The sequence below is a fragment of the Kitasatospora sp. NPDC043950 genome (assembly GCF_056435345.1).
In genome coordinates this window covers 1-16,629 of the sequence record NZ_JBWKER010000094.1, presented here as the reverse complement: position 1 = coordinate 16,629, position 16,629 = coordinate 1, and the positions used below count along the sequence as shown (strand labels likewise).

Genomic DNA, 16,629 nt, shown 5'->3' with positions numbered 1-16,629 from the left:
CCCCCCCCCCCCCCCCCCCCCCCCCCCCCCCCCCCCCCCCCCCCCCCCCCCCCCCCCCCCCCCCCCCCCCCCCCCCCCCCCCCCCCCCCCGCCGCTCATCGGGGCGCGTCCCGGCTACTGCTTGCGCAGCTCCCGGACGGCCGCCTCCAGCCGCTGCCCGTAGTCGGCGTCGGCCTTGCGGAAGTTGTCGACCGCCCGCTCGACGATGTCCTCGCGGTCGGCGGAGACCTTGGCGATGAAGCCGGCCAGGTTGGCGATCAGCCGCTGCTTCTCGTCCTCCGAGAACAGCCGGTACAGGTTGCCTGCCTGCACGAAGTCGTCGTCCTCGGCGTGCGAGGGCGCCTCGTGGTTGCCGGTGGCGCCGGTGACCGCGGTGGCGGCCCACAGCGGGCGGCCGGTCTGCACCGGGCCGCCGAAGCTGTTCGGCTCGTAGTTCTTCTGTCGGCCGTGGCGGCCGTCGTACAGGTGGCCGTCGCGGCTGTTGGTGCGCGCCTCGGTGGCGTGCGGGCGGTTCACCGGCAGGTGGTCGGCGTTGATGCCGACGCGGTAGCGGTGGGCGTCCGCGTACGCGAACAGGCGGCCCTGCAGCATCTTGTCGGGGGACGGGCCGATGCCGGGCACGAAGTGCGACGGGGAGAAGATCGACTGCTCGACCTCGGCGAAGACGTTGTCGGGGTTGCGGTTGAGCTCCAGCCGGCCGATCTCGACCGGCGGGTAGTCGGCGTGCGGCCAGACCTTGGTGAGGTCGAAGGGGTTGAAGCGGTAGTTCGCCGCGTCGGCCGCCGGCATGATCTGGACCTGCACGGTCCAGCTGGGGAACTCGCCGCGCTCGATCGACTCGCGCAGGTCGCGCTGGTGGCTGTCCGGGTCCTCGCCGGCCAGCCGGTTGGCCTCGTCCTGGGTGAGGTTCCTGATGCCCTGGTCGGTCTTGAAGTGGTACTTGACCCAGAAGTGCTCGCCGGCCTCGTTCTGCCACTGGAAGGTGTGCGAGCCGTAGCCGTTGAGGTGGCGGTAGCTGGCCGGGATGCCGCGGTCGCCGAACAGCCAGGTCACCTGGTGGGTGGCCTCGGGCGACAGGCCCCAGAAGTCCCAGACGTTGTCCGCCTCCTGGGAGCCGGTGTACGGGTCGCGCTTCTGGGTGTGGATGAAGTCGGGGAACTTCACGGCGTCCTTGATGAAGAACACCGGGGTGTTGTTGCCGACGAGGTCGTAGTTGCCCTCCTCGGTGTAGAACTTCAGCGCGAAGCCGCGCGGGTCGCGCACCGCGTCGGCCGAGCCGAGGTTGCCGGCCACGGTGGAGAACCGCAGGAAGACCTCGGTCCGCTTGCCGACCTCGGACAGGAACGAGGCCCGGGTGTAGGGCGTCAGGTCGGCGGTCACCGTGAAGGTGCCGTAGGCCGCCGCGCCGCGGGCGTGCACCACGCGCTCCGGGATCCGCTCGCGGTTGAAGTGCGCGAGCTTCTCGAAGAGCTGCTGGTCCTGGATGAGCGCCGGGCCGCCGGGGCCCGCGGTCTCGGTGTTCTGGTTGTCGGCGACGGGGGCACCCGCCTCCGTGGTGAGGGTGGGGCGCAGCTCGTCCTGGGTCGTCATAAGAGGGCCTCCGCGTTATCCGGTCGTGACGACTCGATCCTAACTTGGACTTTGTCCAAGTCAACACTGGAGCCAATCTCGGAGCGTGACTTATCCTGTTCCCATGAGCGACCTGCTGGAACGACTTCGCGGACGCGGCTGGCGGCTGACCTCACAGCGCCGGGTCGTGGCCGAGGTCCTCGACGGCGACCACGTGCACCTCACCGCGGACGAGGTGCACGCCCGCGCCGTCGCCCGCCTGCCCGAGATCAGCCGCGCGACCGTCTACAACACCCTCGGCGAACTGGTCGGCCTCGGCGAGGTCCTGGAGGTCGCCACCAACGGACGCGCCAAGCGCTACGACCCCAACGCCCACCGCGCCCACCAGCACCTGGTCTGCTCCGGCTGCGGCGCCATCCGCGACGTCCACCCGCACGGCGACCCGCTCGCCGCCCTCCCGGCCGGCGAACGCTTCGGCTTCACCGTCACCACCGCCGAGGTCACCTACCGCGGCCTCTGCCCGGACTGCACGGGCACGCCGTAACACGGCCCCCAGAAACCAACACGGCCCCAGAAACCGCCGCCCCGGGGGGCCTCCGGACACGCCCTACGCGCTCAGCTCCGCGTGCAGCGCGCCCAGCAGGCGCCCGGCCCGCTCCGCCACCTCGGCCGGCCCGTAGTCGGCCGCCCGGCGGCACCAGTTCTCCGCCTGCACCGGCTCCCCCCGGCGCAGCGCCAGCAGTGCCAGGCGCAGCGCCGCCCGCCCGTGCCCGGCGTCGGCCGCCCGGGTGTACCAGAGCATCGCCTGCGCCTCGCGGTCCTGCCGGGCCAGCAGCAGCCCCAGGTTGAAGGCGGCACTGCGGCTGCCGGCCTCGGCCGCCCGCCGGTACCAGCTCTCGGCGATCTCCAGCGCGCCGCGCTCGGCCGCCCGCACCCCCATCCGCACCTGCGCCCGCCGGTGCCCGGCATCGGCCGCCAGCGCGTACCAGTGCTCGGCCTCGGTGTCCGCGTCACCGCGCCGGTCCAGCACCGAGGCCAGCCGGAACGCGCCCTCCGCCGACCCGCCGGACGCCGCCTGCCGGTAGCGCTCCAGCGCGCCGGCCAGGTTGCCCCGCTGCTCCTGGGCGACGGCCAGTTGCAGCGCGGCCTCGCCGTGGCCCTCGGCGGCGGCCCGCGCGTACCACTCCTGGGCCTGCCGCTGCTCGCCGCGCCCGGCGTGCAGCACGCCCAGGTTGAACGCGCCGTCCACGCTGCCGGCCTCGGCCGCCTTGGAGAACCACGGCTCGGCGCCGGTCTCCTCGCCGCGCTGCAACAGCACCACGGCCAGCGCGTTGCAGGCCTCCCGGTGCCCGGCGTACGCGGCCCGGCGGTACCACTGCTCGGCCTGCTGGTCGCGGCCGGTGGCGACGCAGAGCAGGCCGAGGTTGAAGGCGCCGTTCTGGTCGCCCGCGTCCAGGGCGGTGCGGTACCAGTGCTCGGCCTCCTTGGACTCGCCGCGGCCGGCGTGCAGGGCGCCCAGCGCGTTGGCGGCGTTGCCGTCGCCGGCCTCGGCGGCCTCCCGCCACCACTCGGCGGCGGCGGCCAGGTCCCCGGAGTCGCGCAGCAGAAAGCCCAGCGCGCAGGCGGCCCGCGGCTCGCCGTTCTGTGCGGACTGCCGGTACCAGCGGGCGGCCTCCTCCAGCAGCGGCTGGTCGGTGGCGGCACGCTCCTCCAGCAGCACGCCCAGGCGCAGCGCGGCGCGGGCGTGGCCGCGGGCGCCGGCGGTGCGGTACCAGGCCTCGGCGATCTCCTTGTCCCCGGCGGCCTCGCGCATCCGGGCCAGCCGGTAGGCGGCCTCCCGGTGCCCGGCGTCGGCGGAGACCTTGAACCAGCGCTCGGCGCGCACGTCGCGCCGGTGCTCCATCAGGTCGCCCAGCGCGTAGGCGCCGAGCGGGTGGCCGTGGTCGGCGGCGAAGTGCAGCCAGTACTCGGCGGCCTCCTCCTCGCCCTGGTCGCGCAGTTGGAGCCCGAGCGCGTGCGCGGCGGGGGCGCTGCCGGCCACCGCGGCCTGGCGCCACCACTGGGCGGCCTCGGCGCGGTGGCCCTGCTGGTGCAGCAGCACGCCGAGGTTGTTGGCGGCGGCGCGCGTCCCGGCGGCCGCGGCGGCGCGCAGGTAGGGCTCGGCGTCCTCCAGGTCGCCGCGGCGCAGCAGCAGGGTGCCGAGCCGGCTGGCGGCGTCCGGGTCGCCGTCGTCGGCGGCCTGCCGGTGGCGGGCCTCCAGCGCGGCGCTCTCGCGGGCGGCCAGCGCGGTCTCGAAGCTGGTGGTGTCCAGGCCGGCCGGGTCGAGTGCGGCGGCGTTCGGGCCGTCGGCGGCGGCGCCGTCGGGCCCGTACGGGCGGACGGCGTCGGCGAACTGACGGGTGGGCACGCGGACCAGGCTGTCGGGGCCGTAGCCGGCGACCGGGGGGCGCTCGGACAGGCCGCTGGTGCGCTGGGCGGGCAGGGCTCCGGGGCGGCTCTCGGGGCTCTCCGCCCAGGCGTCGGTGTCCGCCTCGGTGGCCGCCGCGGACTTGGTGCCTGACCCGTTCTTGCCGATCAGCCTCATGCCGACTCCCGCTCCCCCAGAGTGTCGCGGCATCGTGCCCCGGCCCGCGGCCGGGGGGACCCCCAGGGGAGGTACCGGAACCGACGGCCGGTCAGCAGCCGCGCACCGTCCCCCATGTGTCCCATCGTCGCACCACCCGCAACCCGCGTACACCTGCCCCGGCCGAATTCGGGCGGGGCCGACCCGAAGCCGACGAAATTGCTTCGGCGCTTTGTCGATTTCCCGACACTCGGGCCCCACAAACCCCGTGCCGTCGTCGTTGGCGACGGTTGATGGTACCGGAGCGGTTCCCACCGCTTCGGGGGAAAAACGCCAGAGGCCCGGAGGAAGAATCCTCCGGGCCTCTGGCCACTGAGTAGCGGGGACAGGATTTGAACCTGCGACCTCTGGGTTATGAGCCCAGCGAGCTACCGAGCTGCTCCACCCCGCGTCGGTAGTTGAACCATAGCACGGGTGCGGGGTGGAACAGGAATCGGTTGCCGCAGCTCAGCGGGCTACGGCTGCGGCTACGGCTGCCCGGACGGCGATCCGGTCGGCGTCGCACCCGGGGTCGCACCCGGCGTCGGGGCCTGCACCGGGCTCCCGCCGCGGGCCGCCTCGGCCGCCTTCAGCGCATCGCCCAGCGCCTTCTGGGCGTTGCCGTAGGCCACCCAGTCGCCGTTCTTGAACGCGGTCTGGCTGTCGTTGTACGCCTTCTCCGCGTCCCCGAGCGCCTTCTGCAGCTCCGGCGAGATCGTCCCGCCCGGCGTCGCCGTCCCCGGACCGGTCGACGTCCCCGGATTGGTGGGCGTCCCCGGGTTGTTCGGCGTGGACGGCGCGGTCGGCGTGGTCCCCGGGGCCGCCCCGGCGAACACCTTCTTCAGCGCGTCCTCCAGGGTGTTCTCGAACGCCACGTTGTCGTTCCCGTACACCGCCAGCACCTTCTGCAGCGTCGGGTACTTGGCGCCGCGTCCGCGCACGTACACCGGCTCGACGTTGAGCAGCCCGCCGCCGACCGGCAGGGTCAGCAGGTTGCCGTACTCCAGCTCGGTGTCACCGCCGCTCTTCAGCGCGAAGATCTGCGAGGCCACCTCCTGCCGGGAGTTGAACGTCGACTGCACCAGGCCCGGGCCGGGGGCGCTGTTGTCCCCCGAGATCTTCAGGATGCGGATCTTCCCGTAGTCCGGTCCCGGATCGGCGTTGACGGCCATGAACGCGGCCAGGTTCGGGCGGCCGTTGGGCACGAAGGTCGTGGTCAGCGAGAAGCTCGCCGAGGTGACCTGCGGGTCCGGCATCCGCACCGTCACGTAGTACGGCGGCTGGACCTGCTTGGTGTCGCTGGTCGGGTCGACCGGGATCTGCCAGATGTCGCTGCCGTTGAAGAAGGAGTTGGCGTCGGTCACGTGGTACTGGCCGAGCAGGTCGCGCTGCACCTTGAACATGTCCTGCGGGTAGCGCAGGTGCGGCAGCAGCGTGCCCGGGATGTCCGCCTTCGGCTCGACGGTGCCGGGGAACGCCTTCATCCAGGTCTTCAGCACCGGGTCCTGGTCGTCCCACTGGTAGAGCTTCACCTCGCCGGTGTAGGCGTCCACCGTGGCCTTGACCGAGTTGCGGATGTAGTTGACCTGGTTGGCGACGGTCAGCAGCTCACCGCGCTGGTTGGTCAGCGAGTCCTTGGTCGCGGTGCCCAGCGTCGTCTTCGACGAGAACGGGTAGCCGTCCGAGGTGGTGTAGCCGTCCAGCACCCAGACCACCCGGCCGTCCTGCACCACCGGGTACGCGTCGGCGTCGATCGACAGCCACGGGGCGACCTTCTCCACCCGCTCCTTCGGCGTCCGGTTGTAGATCACCTTCGCGCCGTCGGTGATCGCCCCCGCGTACAGGATCTGCGGCTCGGCGAAGCGCACCGCGTACGCGGCCCGGGTGATCGGGTTGTCCAGCGAGACACCGCTGTTGCCGGTGTAGGTGTACTCCTTGTTCTCGCCGGTCTTGGTGGTGTAGTCGATCTCCTTGTTCGAGCCGCCGACGATCGAGTACGACGTCGTCTTCTCGCCGTAGTAGATCCGCTGCTGGTAGTCGCCCAGCGCGCCGGTGGCCGGCAGGCCGGACTCGGTGAACACCGGCTCGCCCTTGTCGCTGACCTGGTTGCCCTTGGCGACGACCGCGCCGTAGCCGTGGGTGTACTTGAAGTGGTCGTTGATCCAGTTGCGCTGCACGCCGTTGAGGTCCAGCTCGCGCAGGCCGATCACGGTGTCCTGCTTGTCCGTGCCGGAGCCGTAGCGGTCCACGTCCAGGGTGTTCGGGAAGGCGTAGTAGTTGCGCTGCTGCTCGATCGACTGGAAGGTCGGCGAGACGACGTTCGGGTCCAGCAGCCGGATGTCGGAGATGGTCTGCGCGTCCGGCTTGAGCGCCTCGGCCGTCGTCGACCCCTGCGGGCTGTACTGGGTGGTCTGCGCGTCCGCGATCCCGTACGCCTGCCGCGTCGCGTCGATGTTCTTCTGGATGTACGGCGTTTCCTTGGCCTGCTCGTTCGGCTTGACCTGGAACTGCTGCACGATCGCCGGGTACAGCCCGCCGATCAGCACCGCCGACAGCACCATCAGCCCCAGCCCGATCAGGGCCGGCGCCCAGGTGCGGCGCACCGGCGTCAGGAAGAACAGCAGCGCGCAGATGATCGCCACGAAGAACAGGATCGTCTTGGCCGGCAGGAACGCGTTGGCGTCCACGTAGCGCAGGCCGGTCCAGCCGGAGACCCCCTTGTAGGAGCCGGTCTTCACCGCCAGCGCGTACCGGTCCAGCCAGTACGCCACCGCCTTCAGCAGCACGAACACGCCCAGCAGCACCGCCAGGTGCCCCTGCGCGCCCGCGCTCGCCCGACGGCCCGGGCCCTGCAGCCGCAGCCCCCCGTACAGGTAGTGCACCAGCGCCGAGGTCAGCAGCGAGACGATCACCGCGCTGAACGCGAAGCCCAGCACGAACTCGTAGAACGGGAGGTCGAAGGCGTAGAACGAGACGTCCATGCCGAACTGGGCGTCCTTCTCGCCGAAGGGCGTCGCGTTCGTCCACATCAGCCAGGTCCGCCACTGGCCGGACGCCGCGGCGCCCGCCACCAGGCCGATCACCAGCGAGACCCCGATCAGCGCCCAGCGCTTGAACGGCGCCAGGCCCGACCGGTAGCGGTCCAGGCTCTGCTGCTCGACCGACATCGCCGACAGCGGCGGCCGCAGCCGGTGCGCCAGCCAGACGTTGAAGCCGACGATCACCGCCATCAGCAGGCCGAACACCGCGAACAGGCCGATCTTCGTCCACAGCTGCGTGGTGAACACCGAGGAGTAACGGACGGATCTGAACCACAGCCAGTCCGTCCAGAACCCGGCGAACATGACGAACAGCAGGAACAGCACCGCGAGCACGCCCAGGGTCAGCAGGGCCACCCGCGCCCGCCGGGAGGGCGGCCCTACCCTGCGCCGGAAACCCGGCCCTGAGCGTTCCGGCATCTGGAATACCACGGTGGCACCTCAGCTGTGTCGTCTGGAGTCAGTCGGTCTTCAGGGAAACTTAACCAGGCTTTGGCCGAGTTCCCACCGTTAGCAGACGGTTACGACGCCGTTCCCCGTCCCGGCCGCTCCCCGGCCCACCGGCGGCGCCCGGCGCCCGGGCCCCCGCCCGGCGTGTGAGGATTGAGGCATGTCCGACGCGTCCAATGCACTCAACACCCCCGGCTCCCCCGACGACGTCTCCAAGCTCCCCGCCGCCACCCCGCTCACCCGGGCCGCGCTGGAGATCGACGAGTACGCCGCCACGCTCGGCTGGGACCTCCCGGCCCGGCTGTTCGCCCTGGTGGACAGCACCGCCCTGCGCAAGGCCGACCCGAAGATCGCCGCCCAGCTCGGCCTCGGCGACGACGACACGGCCGGCCTCACCCCGGTCGAGCAGGACGAGCTGCCGGCCGGCATGGAGCTGGACAAGTTCCTCGGCACCATCGCCTGGCCCGACGCGGTGGTCGGCTGCGCCCTGGTCGTCGAGCGCCTGATGCTGCCTCCGGGCTCCGAGCAGACCCGCCCGCGCAACGCCAGCGACGCCCAGCTCGCCGAGTGGGTGGCCAACCACCCCAAGCGCGAGGAGGTGCGGATCACCGCCGCCGTGCTGCGCAACGGCAAGAAGGAGATCGCGCTGCGGCTGCGCTCCAAGGACGTCGCCCGCGAGGTGCTGACCGGCCCGGACCTGGTGCCCGGCCTGACCGCGGCGCTGCTGGCGACCTTCTCGTAGCCCCCGGCCGCCCCGGCGGCACCCCTTCACGTTCACCGCACTACGTCACGGCATTACTTCACGGCACTACTTCACGGCGCAGGACGGCAGCGCGGAGGTCTGCCCGGAGCGGATCTGCTCCAGCGACTTCAGCGCGCCGTCCAGCGTGTCCGTCTTGATCAGGTTCAGCCCGGACGGGACGTTCTTGGTCGCCTCGGCGCAGTTCGAGGACGGGGTGAAGAAGTACTCGGCGCCGGCGTCCCGGGCGGCGATCAGCTTCATCGATATCCCGCCGATCGGGCCGACCTTGCCGTCGTCGTCGATGGTGCCGGTACCCGCCACGAACCGGCCGCCGGTGAGGTCGCCGCCGGGGGTGAGCTTGTCGATGATGCCGAGCGAGAACATCAGTCCGGCGCTCGGCCCGCCGACGTCCTGGAGGCCGATGTCGATCTGGAACGGGTAGGTGTGCCGGATCGTGGTGCCGATGCCGACCACCGCGAGTTCCGCCCGCTCGGCCGGGGCCTTCGGGTCGAGGTCCTTGGCCCGCACGGTGGGGACGGTGACGTCGGTCCGGTCCCCCGGGTTGGCGCCGCCGTTGCCGGTCGCGTCCTTGACCCGCGGGACCACGGTGAAGACCACCGACTCACCCGGCTTGTGCCTGGTGACCGCGGCCACCACCTGCTCGGCCGTGCTGACCGGCGTGCCGTCGACGGCCACGATCTGGTCGCCCGCGTGCAGCCGGCCCTCCGCCGGAGCCCCCGCCGTGACCGATTTGATGATCAGCTCGGTGCCGACCGGGATGCCCATCTGGTTGAGCGCGGCGGTGCGGGCGCTGTCCTCGGAGGAGGCGAACTCCTCGGCGTTCTGCTTCTTGGCGTCGGCGTCCGTCTGCCCCTTCGGGTAGACGTTGTCGTGCGGCACGACCATCACGTCGTCGCGCAGCCACCCGACCACCGCGTTGACCAGGCTGGGCTCGTACTTGGCCCCGGTGACCTGGACGGTGGTCATGTTGAGGTGCCCGGTGGTCGGGTACGAGTCGCGCCCGGTGATGGTGATCACCGACTTGCCCCCCTGGTTGCCGAGCGTGTTGTACGTCGGCCCCGGACTCATCTCCGTGTACGGCACCTTCATCAGCACCGAGACGCAGAGCAGCGCTATGAGCAGCAGGGTGGCAGCGAGCATCGTCGCGGAGCGGCGTGGCATGCCTCGACAGTACGGGACGCGGATGAGCGGGCGCCCCCCGGGCTAGCGGCCGGAACCGTCCTCGGAGGCGGCGCTTCCGGCGGTGGTGCGTTCCATCGCGGCCATGAAGCGCCGGTGCTCGGCGAGCGAGGCCGGGTCCCCCGTGGCTCTCGGGGCACGCTGGGCCCAGCCCGCCCACAGGGCGGCGAGCAGGACGGCGATGACCGGAATGATCAACCAGGCGAGCGCACCCATATCAGTACTCCCAGCTCGTCGTGTCTATGAGCAGATTAACCACTCCGGCGGACAACGCGGCCGGCGCCGTCCGGGTTACGGGACGGCCGATCGGCTCACTGCCAGGGAGTATTCGGCCCACTGACCCAGACCCGTTCGAGTGAGAGCCCGGCCCGCCCGGCATGTTCGTCGCATTCCGTGCGCAGGTGGCCACTCTCCGCAGCCAATCGCCCTTTTCGGGTCCGCCCCGGTCCGATCCGGTCCGATCCACAGGGGCACCCGGGTCAGCAACTGCCGGCGCCGACCCACTCCTCCTCGCCGTCGGTGAAGACCTGGTGCTTCCAGATCGGCACCTCGTGCTTGAGGTCGTCGATCAGCCGCCGGGCGGCCGCGAAGGCCTCGCCCCGGTGGGCGCAGGACACGGCGACGATCACCGCCTTGTCGGTGATCTCCAGCCGGCCGACCCGGTGCACCGCGGCCAGCGCCCGCACCGGGAAGTCGGCGACGACCTTCTCGGCGATCCGGCGCATCTCCTGCTCGGCGGTGGGGTGGCAGCTGTATTCCAGCGCGGTGACCGACTTGCCGCCGTCGTGGTCGCGGACCGTCCCGACGAAGACGGTCGTCCCGCCGGCCGCGTCGTCGCCGACCGCCTCGTACACCTCGTCCAGCGAGAGCGGGGTGTCGCGGATGGCGAGCAGGCGGATGGGGTCGTGGTTCTCGGACATGCCCCCATGATTCCCCATCCCGGGTGGTTTGAGGCAAGCAGGTTCCGCATCACGATGGCGGGATTCCGCATCGTGAGAAAACCTGCCCGTCCCTCGGGGCCGCCGGTCTCAGAAGCGGCGCCGCTTGCGGGCCCGGCGCACCAGCGCGGCCGTACCGACCAGCGCCACCGTCGCCCCGGCCGCCCCCAGGCTGGTCGCGGCCTCCTTGCCGCCCAGCCGGCGCCCGGCCACCGCGTGCTTCCCGGCGACCTGGCCCAGCAGCTCGGCCAGCACCTGCTCGTTGCTGTGCTCCGGACGCCAGCCCGCCTCGTGCAGCCGGCTGCCGGACACCACCCACGGGTACATCGTGTAGGCCAGGTCCCCCGCCGGGGCCGGGGTCAGGCCCAGCCGGTGCAGCCGGGCCGCGGTGCCCAGCGCCAGCGAGGCCGGCAACTCCATCCGCCGGATCCCCGACAGCCGCTCCACGTCCTCCTGCTCCAGCCAGCCGTCACAGCCGACCGTCACCTCGCCCTCCACCAGGCCCAGCGCCGCGTACTCCAGCGCCGCCGCCAGGTCGTCCACGTGGCAGAACTGCCAGCACGGGCGGGAACCGGCCACCACCAGCAGCCTCGGCGCCTCGAAGTGCCGGGTCAGCACGGTGTCCACGCCGGGGCCGACCACCACCGCCGGACGCAGCACCGTCACCTGCAGCCCCGGGTGGGCGCGCGGCGCCCGGCGGGCCAGGCGCTCGATCTCCAGCAGGTCCCCAACCAGCGAGGCCTCCTCGGTCGCCCGCAGCTCGGAGTCCTCGGCCAGCGGCACCTCGTTGTCGGCCAGCGCGCCGTAGACCATCGCGGAGGTGCAGAGCACCACCCGGTGCACCCCGGCGGCCGCGGCCGCCGTCAGCACGGTCTGCGCGCCGCGCACGTTGTAGGCGCTGCGGGCGCGCGGATCCGACTCCATGCCGAAGTCCATCGCCAGGTGCACCACCACGTCCACCCCGGACAGCCGCTCGGCCACCGCGGGGTCGCGCACGTCCAGCACCCGCCACTGCACACCCGGCACCTCACCGCGCCGGTCGTCCACCGCCAGCACCCTGCGCACGTGCGGCGAGGCGACCAGACGGGCCGCGACCCGTTCGCCGATCACGCCGGCGGCACCGGTGACGGCCACGGTCAGCGGCCGTCCGCCGTAGGCTGGAGGCGGCGACGCCGTGATGTCCGGGGCGTCCTCGTCTCCGGTCAGCCCAGAGCGAACGTCCGAAGGCGGGGAACTCACCGACCATCCTCCACGGTTAGCTTATGTGCGTACGGACGTGTGTCACGTACGTCCATCCTGCCCGAGGCGAAGGCCCGGCGGTGCACCCGGCGCGGGCCTGCCGCACTGGAGCCGCCCACGAGTCCCCCACTCCGCTGGTGCCCCGGGCGGGCAGCACTTCCCGCCACACCCGTATGACGGCCGACCGGATCGAGGACCCCGTGAGCGACCTTCCCTTCGGATTCGGCGTTCCGCCCGAGGAGCCCGAGGACGGCAAGGCCAAGCCCGACAACGAGCAGCAGAAGAAGGACCAGGGCTCCGCAGGCTCCGACCAGAGCGGCGCGCAGCCGTTCGGCTTCGGCGCCGGCAACCCGTTCGGCGCGCTGTTCGGCATGCCCGGCGGCGGAGCCCCGGGCGGCCCCGGCGGGGCCGACAACCCGTTCGCCGCGATGTTCGGCGGCCTCAACCCCAACGACCTCGGCAGCGCGTTCCAGCAGCTCGGGCAGATGCTCTCGTTCGAGGGCGGCCCGGTGAACTGGGACCTCGCCAAGAACATCGCCCGCCAGAGCGTCGTCGCCGAACCCGCCGAGGGCAAGAGCAAGGACCGCTCGGTCAGCGCCGCCGAGCACTCCGCCGTCGCCGAGGCCGTCCGGCTCGCCGACCTGTGGCTCGACGGCGCCACCGAGTTCCCCTCCGGCGCCGGCACCGCCGTCGCCTGGAGCCGCGCCGAGTGGATCGAGGCCACCCTCCCGGTCTGGAAGGACCTCGTCGACCCGGTCGCCGAGCGGGTCGGCAACGCCATGGGCGGCGTCCTGCCCGAGGAGATGCAGGCCATGGCCGGCCCGCTGATGGGCATGATGCGCTCGATGGGCGGCGCCATGTTCGGCACCCAGATCGGCCAGGCGCTCGGCGCCCTCGCCGCCGAGGTGGTCGGCTCCGCCGACGTCGGCCTGCCGCTCGCCCCGGCCGGCAAGGCCGCACTGCTGCCGCAGAACGTCGCCGAGTTCGGCGAGGGCCTCAACGTGCCCGCCGACGAAGTCCGGCTCTACCTCGCCCTGCGCGAGGCCGCCCACCAGCGGCTCTTCGCCCACGTGCCGTGGCTGCGGGCCCACCTGCTCGGCGCCGTCGAGGCCTACGCCCGCGGCATCAAGGTCGACACCTCCCGGATGGAGGAGCTCGTCGGCCAGCTCGACCCGAACAACCCGGAGGCGCTCCAGGAGGCGCTGGCCGGCGGGCTGCTCCAGCCCGAGGACACCCCCGAGCAGAAGGCCGCGCTCGCCCGCCTGGAGACCGCGCTCGCGCTGCTCGAAGGCTGGGTCGACGCGGTCGTGCACGCCGCCGCCGAACCGCACCTGCCGCAGGCCGGCGCGCTGCGCGAGACCGTCCGCCGCCGCCGCGCCGCCGGCGGGCCCGCCGAGCAGACCTTCGCCACCCTGGTCGGCCTGGAGCTGCGCCCGCGCCGGCTGCGCGACGCCGCCCGGCTGTGGGCGCTGCTCGCCGACGCGCGCGGCATCGAGGGCCGCGACGCGCTCTGGCAGCACCCGGACATGCTGCCCACCGCCGCCGACCTGGACGACCCGGACGCCTTCGTGCACCGGGGCACCGGCGACCTGGAGGGCGGCCTCGACTTCGACGCGATCGACAAGCTGCTCGGCGAGGCCGCCGCGGGCGGCACCGCCGCCAAGCCGGACCTCACCAAGAACGACGGGCCGGCGAAGAGCGAGGAGCCGAAGCGGGACGGCGACGGCGACGGCACCGACGGAAAGGGCGAGCCCACCGCATGACGGCCACCGACACCGGGGCGATGTCCCTGCACGCGGACGCCGTGCGCACCCTGACCGGGTGGCGCCCCGCCGACGAGGAGCAGGACCGGCTGCGGCTCGACTACCTGGCGCACCTGGCCGAGCAGCCCGAGGGCCTGTACCGGTCCTGCCTGCCCGCGCACATCACCGCGAGCGCGGCGGTCGTCGACCCGGCGGCCGGGCGGGTGCTGCTCACCCTGCACCCCAAGGTCGGCATCTGGCTGCAGATGGGCGGGCACTGCGAGCCCGACGACCGGGACCTCGCGTCGGCGGCGCTGCGGGAGGCCGTCGAGGAGTCCGGCATCCCCGACCTGGCCCTGCTGGAGCTGGACGGCGTCCCGGTGCCGGCCAAGCTGGACCGGCACCGGGTCCGCTGCACCGGCAAGGACCGGCCGGAGAACACCCACCTGGACGTCCAGTACATCGCGGTGGCACCGGCCGGTGCGCAGGCGCTGATCAGCGAGGAGTCGCTGGACCTGCGCTGGTTCGACTACGACCGGCTGCCGGAGTTGACCGACCACTCGGTGCGGGACCTGGTGGCACGGGCCCGCCGGCTGACCAGCTGAGGTGAAACGCGAAGAGGGGGGGGGGGGGGGGGGGGGGGGGGGGGGGGGGGGCGCCCCCCCCCCCCGCCCCCTCTTTTCGTTCCCCGCATCGTTCCCCGCATCGTTCTCCTCGCCACCCTCTCCGCCGCCGCCTCCCGGCCGGGCGTCAAGCCGTCAGCCGCAGGAACAGGCCGGATCGGCATCCCGGTCGGCGTGCCGGGCGCCGGGGATGTGCGGCAGCCGGGCCGCCGAGACCACGCCCTCCAGGTAGCCGCGGGCCCGTTCCGTCCGGGGGTAGGCCTCCAGCAGGGCCCAGAACGCCGGGCCGTGGTCCGGCACCAGCAGGTGGGCGAGCTCGTGCAGCAGCACGTAGTCCAGGACGTACTCCGGCATGCCCTGCAGACGGTGGGAGAGGCGGATCGTCCCCTCGCTGGGGGTGCACGAGCCCCAGCGCGAGTTCTGGTTGGTGACCCAGCGGACCTGGGCGGGCCGGGCGCGATCGCCCAGGTAGGCGGCCGACAGCCCGCGCGCCCGGTCCATCAGCGCGTCGTCGCCGAGGATCCGGCGGCTCTCCTGGGCGGCGAGCTTCTCCAGCATCTGCGCGACCCAGCGCTGCTCCTCGGCGTGCGACATCCGGGCCGGGATCAGCACGATCGTGCGGTCGCCCTCGCGGTAGGCCGAGACGGTGCGGCTGCGACGGGCGCTGCGGCGCACTTCCACCCGGCCGCGGTCGTGCGGCTCCGGTGGCGCTGCGGCGGGTGGGTGCTGCGGCGACGCGGGCCTCGCCTGCTGATCCTGGTCCCGACGCCCACGCGTGCTGGGCGCCGCCACTTGCGACCCGGACGCTGCACGGGCACGCCGACGCGACGCCGGTGGATGGGAGTCCCGCTCGGCTGCCATGGCACACGACGTTACCCGGTACCACGGACAGAAGTCCGGTGCCGTGGCCGAAATCTTTCATGGAGTGATCGGGAACGAAAAGTCGACGGCGGATGTCCGGAAACCGGCGCCGGAGCGGATGGGCGGTTATCCACAGGGTCTGCGAACAGATGATGTGATCATGAGCCTGGGCCTGTGGATAACTTTGCTCACGACGTCGGCGCGATGGGGCATGCTGCGGTCAGCCGTCCGGAAACGATCGGAAGGGAGATCGCCGTGCGCCTCGTACTGAAGCCCGCCCTGTCCCGCAGCTGGCGGGACTCCGACACCCTGCAGTTCGGGACCATCACCCGCTACGCCGGGGTGCTCGGCCAGGCCGACAAGACCCTCTGCGACTTCCTCGGCCTGGTCGACGGGACCAGGGACCGCCCCGAACTGCTGGAGGCCGGCGAGCAGCTCGGCCTCGGCCGGGAGCCCGCCGACGCACTGCTGACCGACCTGGAGGAGACCGGGTTACTGGACGACGCGGAGGCGGCCGGCACCGCACTGGCCCGCTTCCCCCAGCCCCACCGGGACCTGCTCGGCCCCGACCTCGCCTCGCTGTCCCTGGTCCACTCCGGCCCCGGCGCCGCACCGGCCGTCCTGGCCCGGCGGGCAGGCGCCCGGATCGAGGTCCGCGGCGCGGGCCGGGTGGGCGCCGCCGTGGCGGCCGTGCTCTCGGCCGGCGGGGCGGGCACGGTCACCGTGGTGGACGGCGGCCGGGTGCGCCCCGGGGACTGCTCCCCGGCAGGACTGCCGCCGGGGGACGTCGGGCGGCTGCGGTTGACGGCCGCCCGGGAGGCCGTGCAACGGGCGGCGGGCCGACCACTGGTGCCCGTGCCCCGGCGAAAGCCCGACGGGCCGCCGCCCGACCTGGTGGTGCTCGCGCCCCGGGACGGGAGCGGGGCGTTCGCCGGCGGGACGTACGAGGCCCGACTGCTGCTCCGGGCCGGGGTGCCGCACCTGTACGTCGGAGTGGTCGAGGAGTTCGGGGTGGTCGGGCCCCTGGTGCTGCCAGGGGTGTCGGCCTGCGGACACTGCCTGGTCCTGCGCCGGGAGGACGAGGACGCCGGCTGGCCCCGGATCCTGGCCCAGCTGGCGGACGGCGGGCCCGGCCGGGCGCGCACCCCGGCCTGCGACACGGCCCTGGCCACGATGGTGGCCGGCCTGGCGGCGCTGCACGTCCAGGTCCACCTGGACGGCGGGCGGCCGCCGAGCGTGGACGGGTGGTGCGAGGTGTCGGCCGGCGAAGGGATGCCACGACGTCTGCGACTGCGCGGACACCCGGACTGCGGGTGCCTCTGGCAGCCGCAGCCACCGAGGTGAGGAGGAGAGGAACCTGCCGGGCGCGGGCCTGGCCGAGGAGAGAACCTACCGGGCGCGGGCCCGGCGGCTGCGAGGCTCGGCAGCCGCCCGGCCCCACGCCACGGCGGACCGGGCCGGCGCCCGGCCAGGTGAGCCCATGGCCAGGTGAGCCCATGGCCAGGTGAGCCCATGGCCAGGTGAGCCCATGGCCAGGTGAGCCCATGGCCAGGTGAGCCCATGGCCAGGTGAGCCCATGGCCAGGTGAGCCCATGGCCAGGTGAGCCCATGGCCAGGTGAGCCCA

The 16,629-nt window shown here is 73.1% G+C and carries 13 protein-coding genes and 1 tRNA gene; 5 read left to right on the top strand and 9 right to left on the bottom strand.

The features are described 5' to 3' along the window. Nucleotides 1–114: 114 nt before the first annotated feature. The gene (locus AC07BF_RS36260) at nt 115–1,590 is read right to left on the bottom strand and encodes a catalase (RefSeq protein WP_400806464.1); all 1,476 of its coding nucleotides are present in this window, start codon (nt 1,588–1,590) and stop codon (nt 115–117) included. Between the two features lie 103 nt (nt 1,591–1,693). On the opposite strand from AC07BF_RS36260, the gene AC07BF_RS36255 reads away from it, so the two are divergent. Further along, nucleotides 1,694–2,113, top strand: a complete 420-nt coding sequence (locus AC07BF_RS36255) for a Fur family transcriptional regulator (RefSeq protein WP_063347892.1) — start codon at nt 1,694–1,696, stop codon at nt 2,111–2,113. 63 nt (nt 2,114–2,176) lie between these two features. On the opposite strand, the gene AC07BF_RS36250 is transcribed toward AC07BF_RS36255, so the two are convergent. The 3 genes from AC07BF_RS36250 to AC07BF_RS36240 form a co-directional block, all read right to left on the bottom strand. Next, nucleotides 2,177–4,153, bottom strand: a complete 1,977-nt coding sequence (locus tag AC07BF_RS36250; RefSeq protein WP_363586984.1) for a tetratricopeptide repeat protein — start codon at nt 4,151–4,153, stop codon at nt 2,177–2,179. Between the two features lie 356 nt (nt 4,154–4,509). Further along, nucleotides 4,510–4,583: transfer RNA gene (locus tag AC07BF_RS36245), tRNA-Met, on the bottom strand. Between the two features lie 76 nt (nt 4,584–4,659). Beyond that, on the bottom strand, nt 4,660–7,629 hold the full coding sequence (locus AC07BF_RS36240; RefSeq protein ID WP_400806468.1) for a UPF0182 family membrane protein: 2,970 nt from the start codon (nt 7,627–7,629) through the stop codon (nt 4,660–4,662). Nucleotides 7,630–7,819: 190 nt separating this feature from the next. Here AC07BF_RS36240 and AC07BF_RS36235 point away from each other — a divergent pair, with 190 nt between their 5' ends. Beyond that, nucleotides 7,820–8,401 (top strand): PPA1309 family protein, encoded by a 582-nt coding sequence (locus tag AC07BF_RS36235; RefSeq protein WP_363586986.1) that lies wholly within the window; start codon nt 7,820–7,822, stop codon nt 8,399–8,401. 66 nt (nt 8,402–8,467) lie between these two features. Here the strand turns inward: AC07BF_RS36235 and AC07BF_RS36230 are convergent, their stop codons facing one another. The 4 genes from AC07BF_RS36230 to AC07BF_RS36215 all read right to left on the bottom strand — a co-directional run bounded on the left by AC07BF_RS36230 (nt 8,468) and on the right by AC07BF_RS36215 (nt 11,778). Then, nucleotides 8,468–9,583, bottom strand: a complete 1,116-nt coding sequence (locus AC07BF_RS36230; protein WP_363586987.1) for a YlbL family protein — start codon at nt 9,581–9,583, stop codon at nt 8,468–8,470. A gap of 42 nt (nt 9,584–9,625) precedes the next feature. After that, nucleotides 9,626–9,817, bottom strand: coding sequence for a hypothetical protein (locus tag AC07BF_RS36225; protein WP_350879703.1), 192 nt, complete (start codon nt 9,815–9,817; stop codon nt 9,626–9,628). 263 nt (nt 9,818–10,080) lie between these two features. Beyond that, nucleotides 10,081–10,521, bottom strand: a complete 441-nt coding sequence (locus tag AC07BF_RS36220; protein ID WP_350879704.1) for a molybdenum cofactor biosynthesis protein MoaE — start codon at nt 10,519–10,521, stop codon at nt 10,081–10,083. Between the two features lie 108 nt (nt 10,522–10,629). After that, a complete protein-coding gene (locus AC07BF_RS36215; RefSeq protein ID WP_107452871.1) occupies nt 10,630–11,778 on the bottom strand; it encodes an NAD-dependent epimerase/dehydratase family protein in 1,149 nt (382 codons plus the stop codon). A 200-nt stretch (nt 11,779–11,978) separates the two neighbouring features. On the opposite strand from AC07BF_RS36215, the gene AC07BF_RS36210 reads away from it, so the two are divergent. Together AC07BF_RS36210 and AC07BF_RS36205 are read left to right on the top strand one after the other, a co-directional pair. Beyond that, a complete protein-coding gene (locus AC07BF_RS36210; protein ID WP_363586988.1) occupies nt 11,979–13,541 on the top strand; it encodes a zinc-dependent metalloprotease in 1,563 nt (520 codons plus the stop codon). A 20-nt stretch (nt 13,542–13,561) separates the two neighbouring features. Beyond that, nucleotides 13,562–14,125, top strand: a complete 564-nt coding sequence (locus AC07BF_RS36205; RefSeq protein WP_363586992.1) for an NUDIX hydrolase — start codon at nt 13,562–13,564, stop codon at nt 14,123–14,125. 153 nt (nt 14,126–14,278) lie between these two features. Here the strand turns inward: AC07BF_RS36205 and AC07BF_RS36200 are convergent, their stop codons facing one another. Continuing rightward, a complete protein-coding gene (locus AC07BF_RS36200) occupies nt 14,279–14,935 on the bottom strand; it encodes a M48 metallopeptidase family protein (protein WP_371517208.1) in 657 nt (218 codons plus the stop codon). 324 nt (nt 14,936–15,259) lie between these two features. Between AC07BF_RS36200 and AC07BF_RS36195 the strand changes: the two genes are divergently transcribed. Beyond that, a complete protein-coding gene (locus AC07BF_RS36195) occupies nt 15,260–16,348 on the top strand; it encodes a ThiF family adenylyltransferase (RefSeq protein WP_478334496.1) in 1,089 nt (362 codons plus the stop codon). Nucleotides 16,349–16,629: the final 281 nt, after the last annotated feature.

Excerpts from the sequence above, each read along its gene's own strand:
- AC07BF_RS36225 (WP_350879703.1), bottom strand. The coding sequence starts at position 9,817 with ATGGGTGCGCTCGCCTGGTTGATCATTCCGGTCATCGCCGTCCTGCTC.
- AC07BF_RS36235 (WP_363586986.1), top strand. The coding sequence starts at position 7,820 with ATGTCCGACGCGTCCAATGCACTCAACACCCCCGGCTCCCCCGACGAC.
- AC07BF_RS36205 (WP_363586992.1), top strand. The coding sequence starts at position 13,562 with ATGTCCCTGCACGCGGACGCCGTGCGCACCCTGACCGGGTGGCGCCCC.
- AC07BF_RS36255 (WP_063347892.1), top strand. The coding sequence starts at position 1,694 with ATGAGCGACCTGCTGGAACGACTTCGCGGACGCGGCTGGCGGCTGACC.
- AC07BF_RS36230 (WP_363586987.1), bottom strand. The coding sequence starts at position 9,583 with ATGCCACGCCGCTCCGCGACGATGCTCGCTGCCACCCTGCTGCTCATA.
- AC07BF_RS36250 (WP_363586984.1), bottom strand. The coding sequence starts at position 4,153 with ATGAGGCTGATCGGCAAGAACGGGTCAGGCACCAAGTCCGCGGCGGCC.
- AC07BF_RS36260 (WP_400806464.1), bottom strand. The coding sequence starts at position 1,590 with ATGACGACCCAGGACGAGCTGCGCCCCACCCTCACCACGGAGGCGGGT.
- AC07BF_RS36240 (WP_400806468.1), bottom strand. The coding sequence starts at position 7,629 with ATGCCGGAACGCTCAGGGCCGGGTTTCCGGCGCAGGGTAGGGCCGCCC.
- AC07BF_RS36220 (WP_350879704.1), bottom strand. The coding sequence starts at position 10,521 with ATGTCCGAGAACCACGACCCCATCCGCCTGCTCGCCATCCGCGACACC.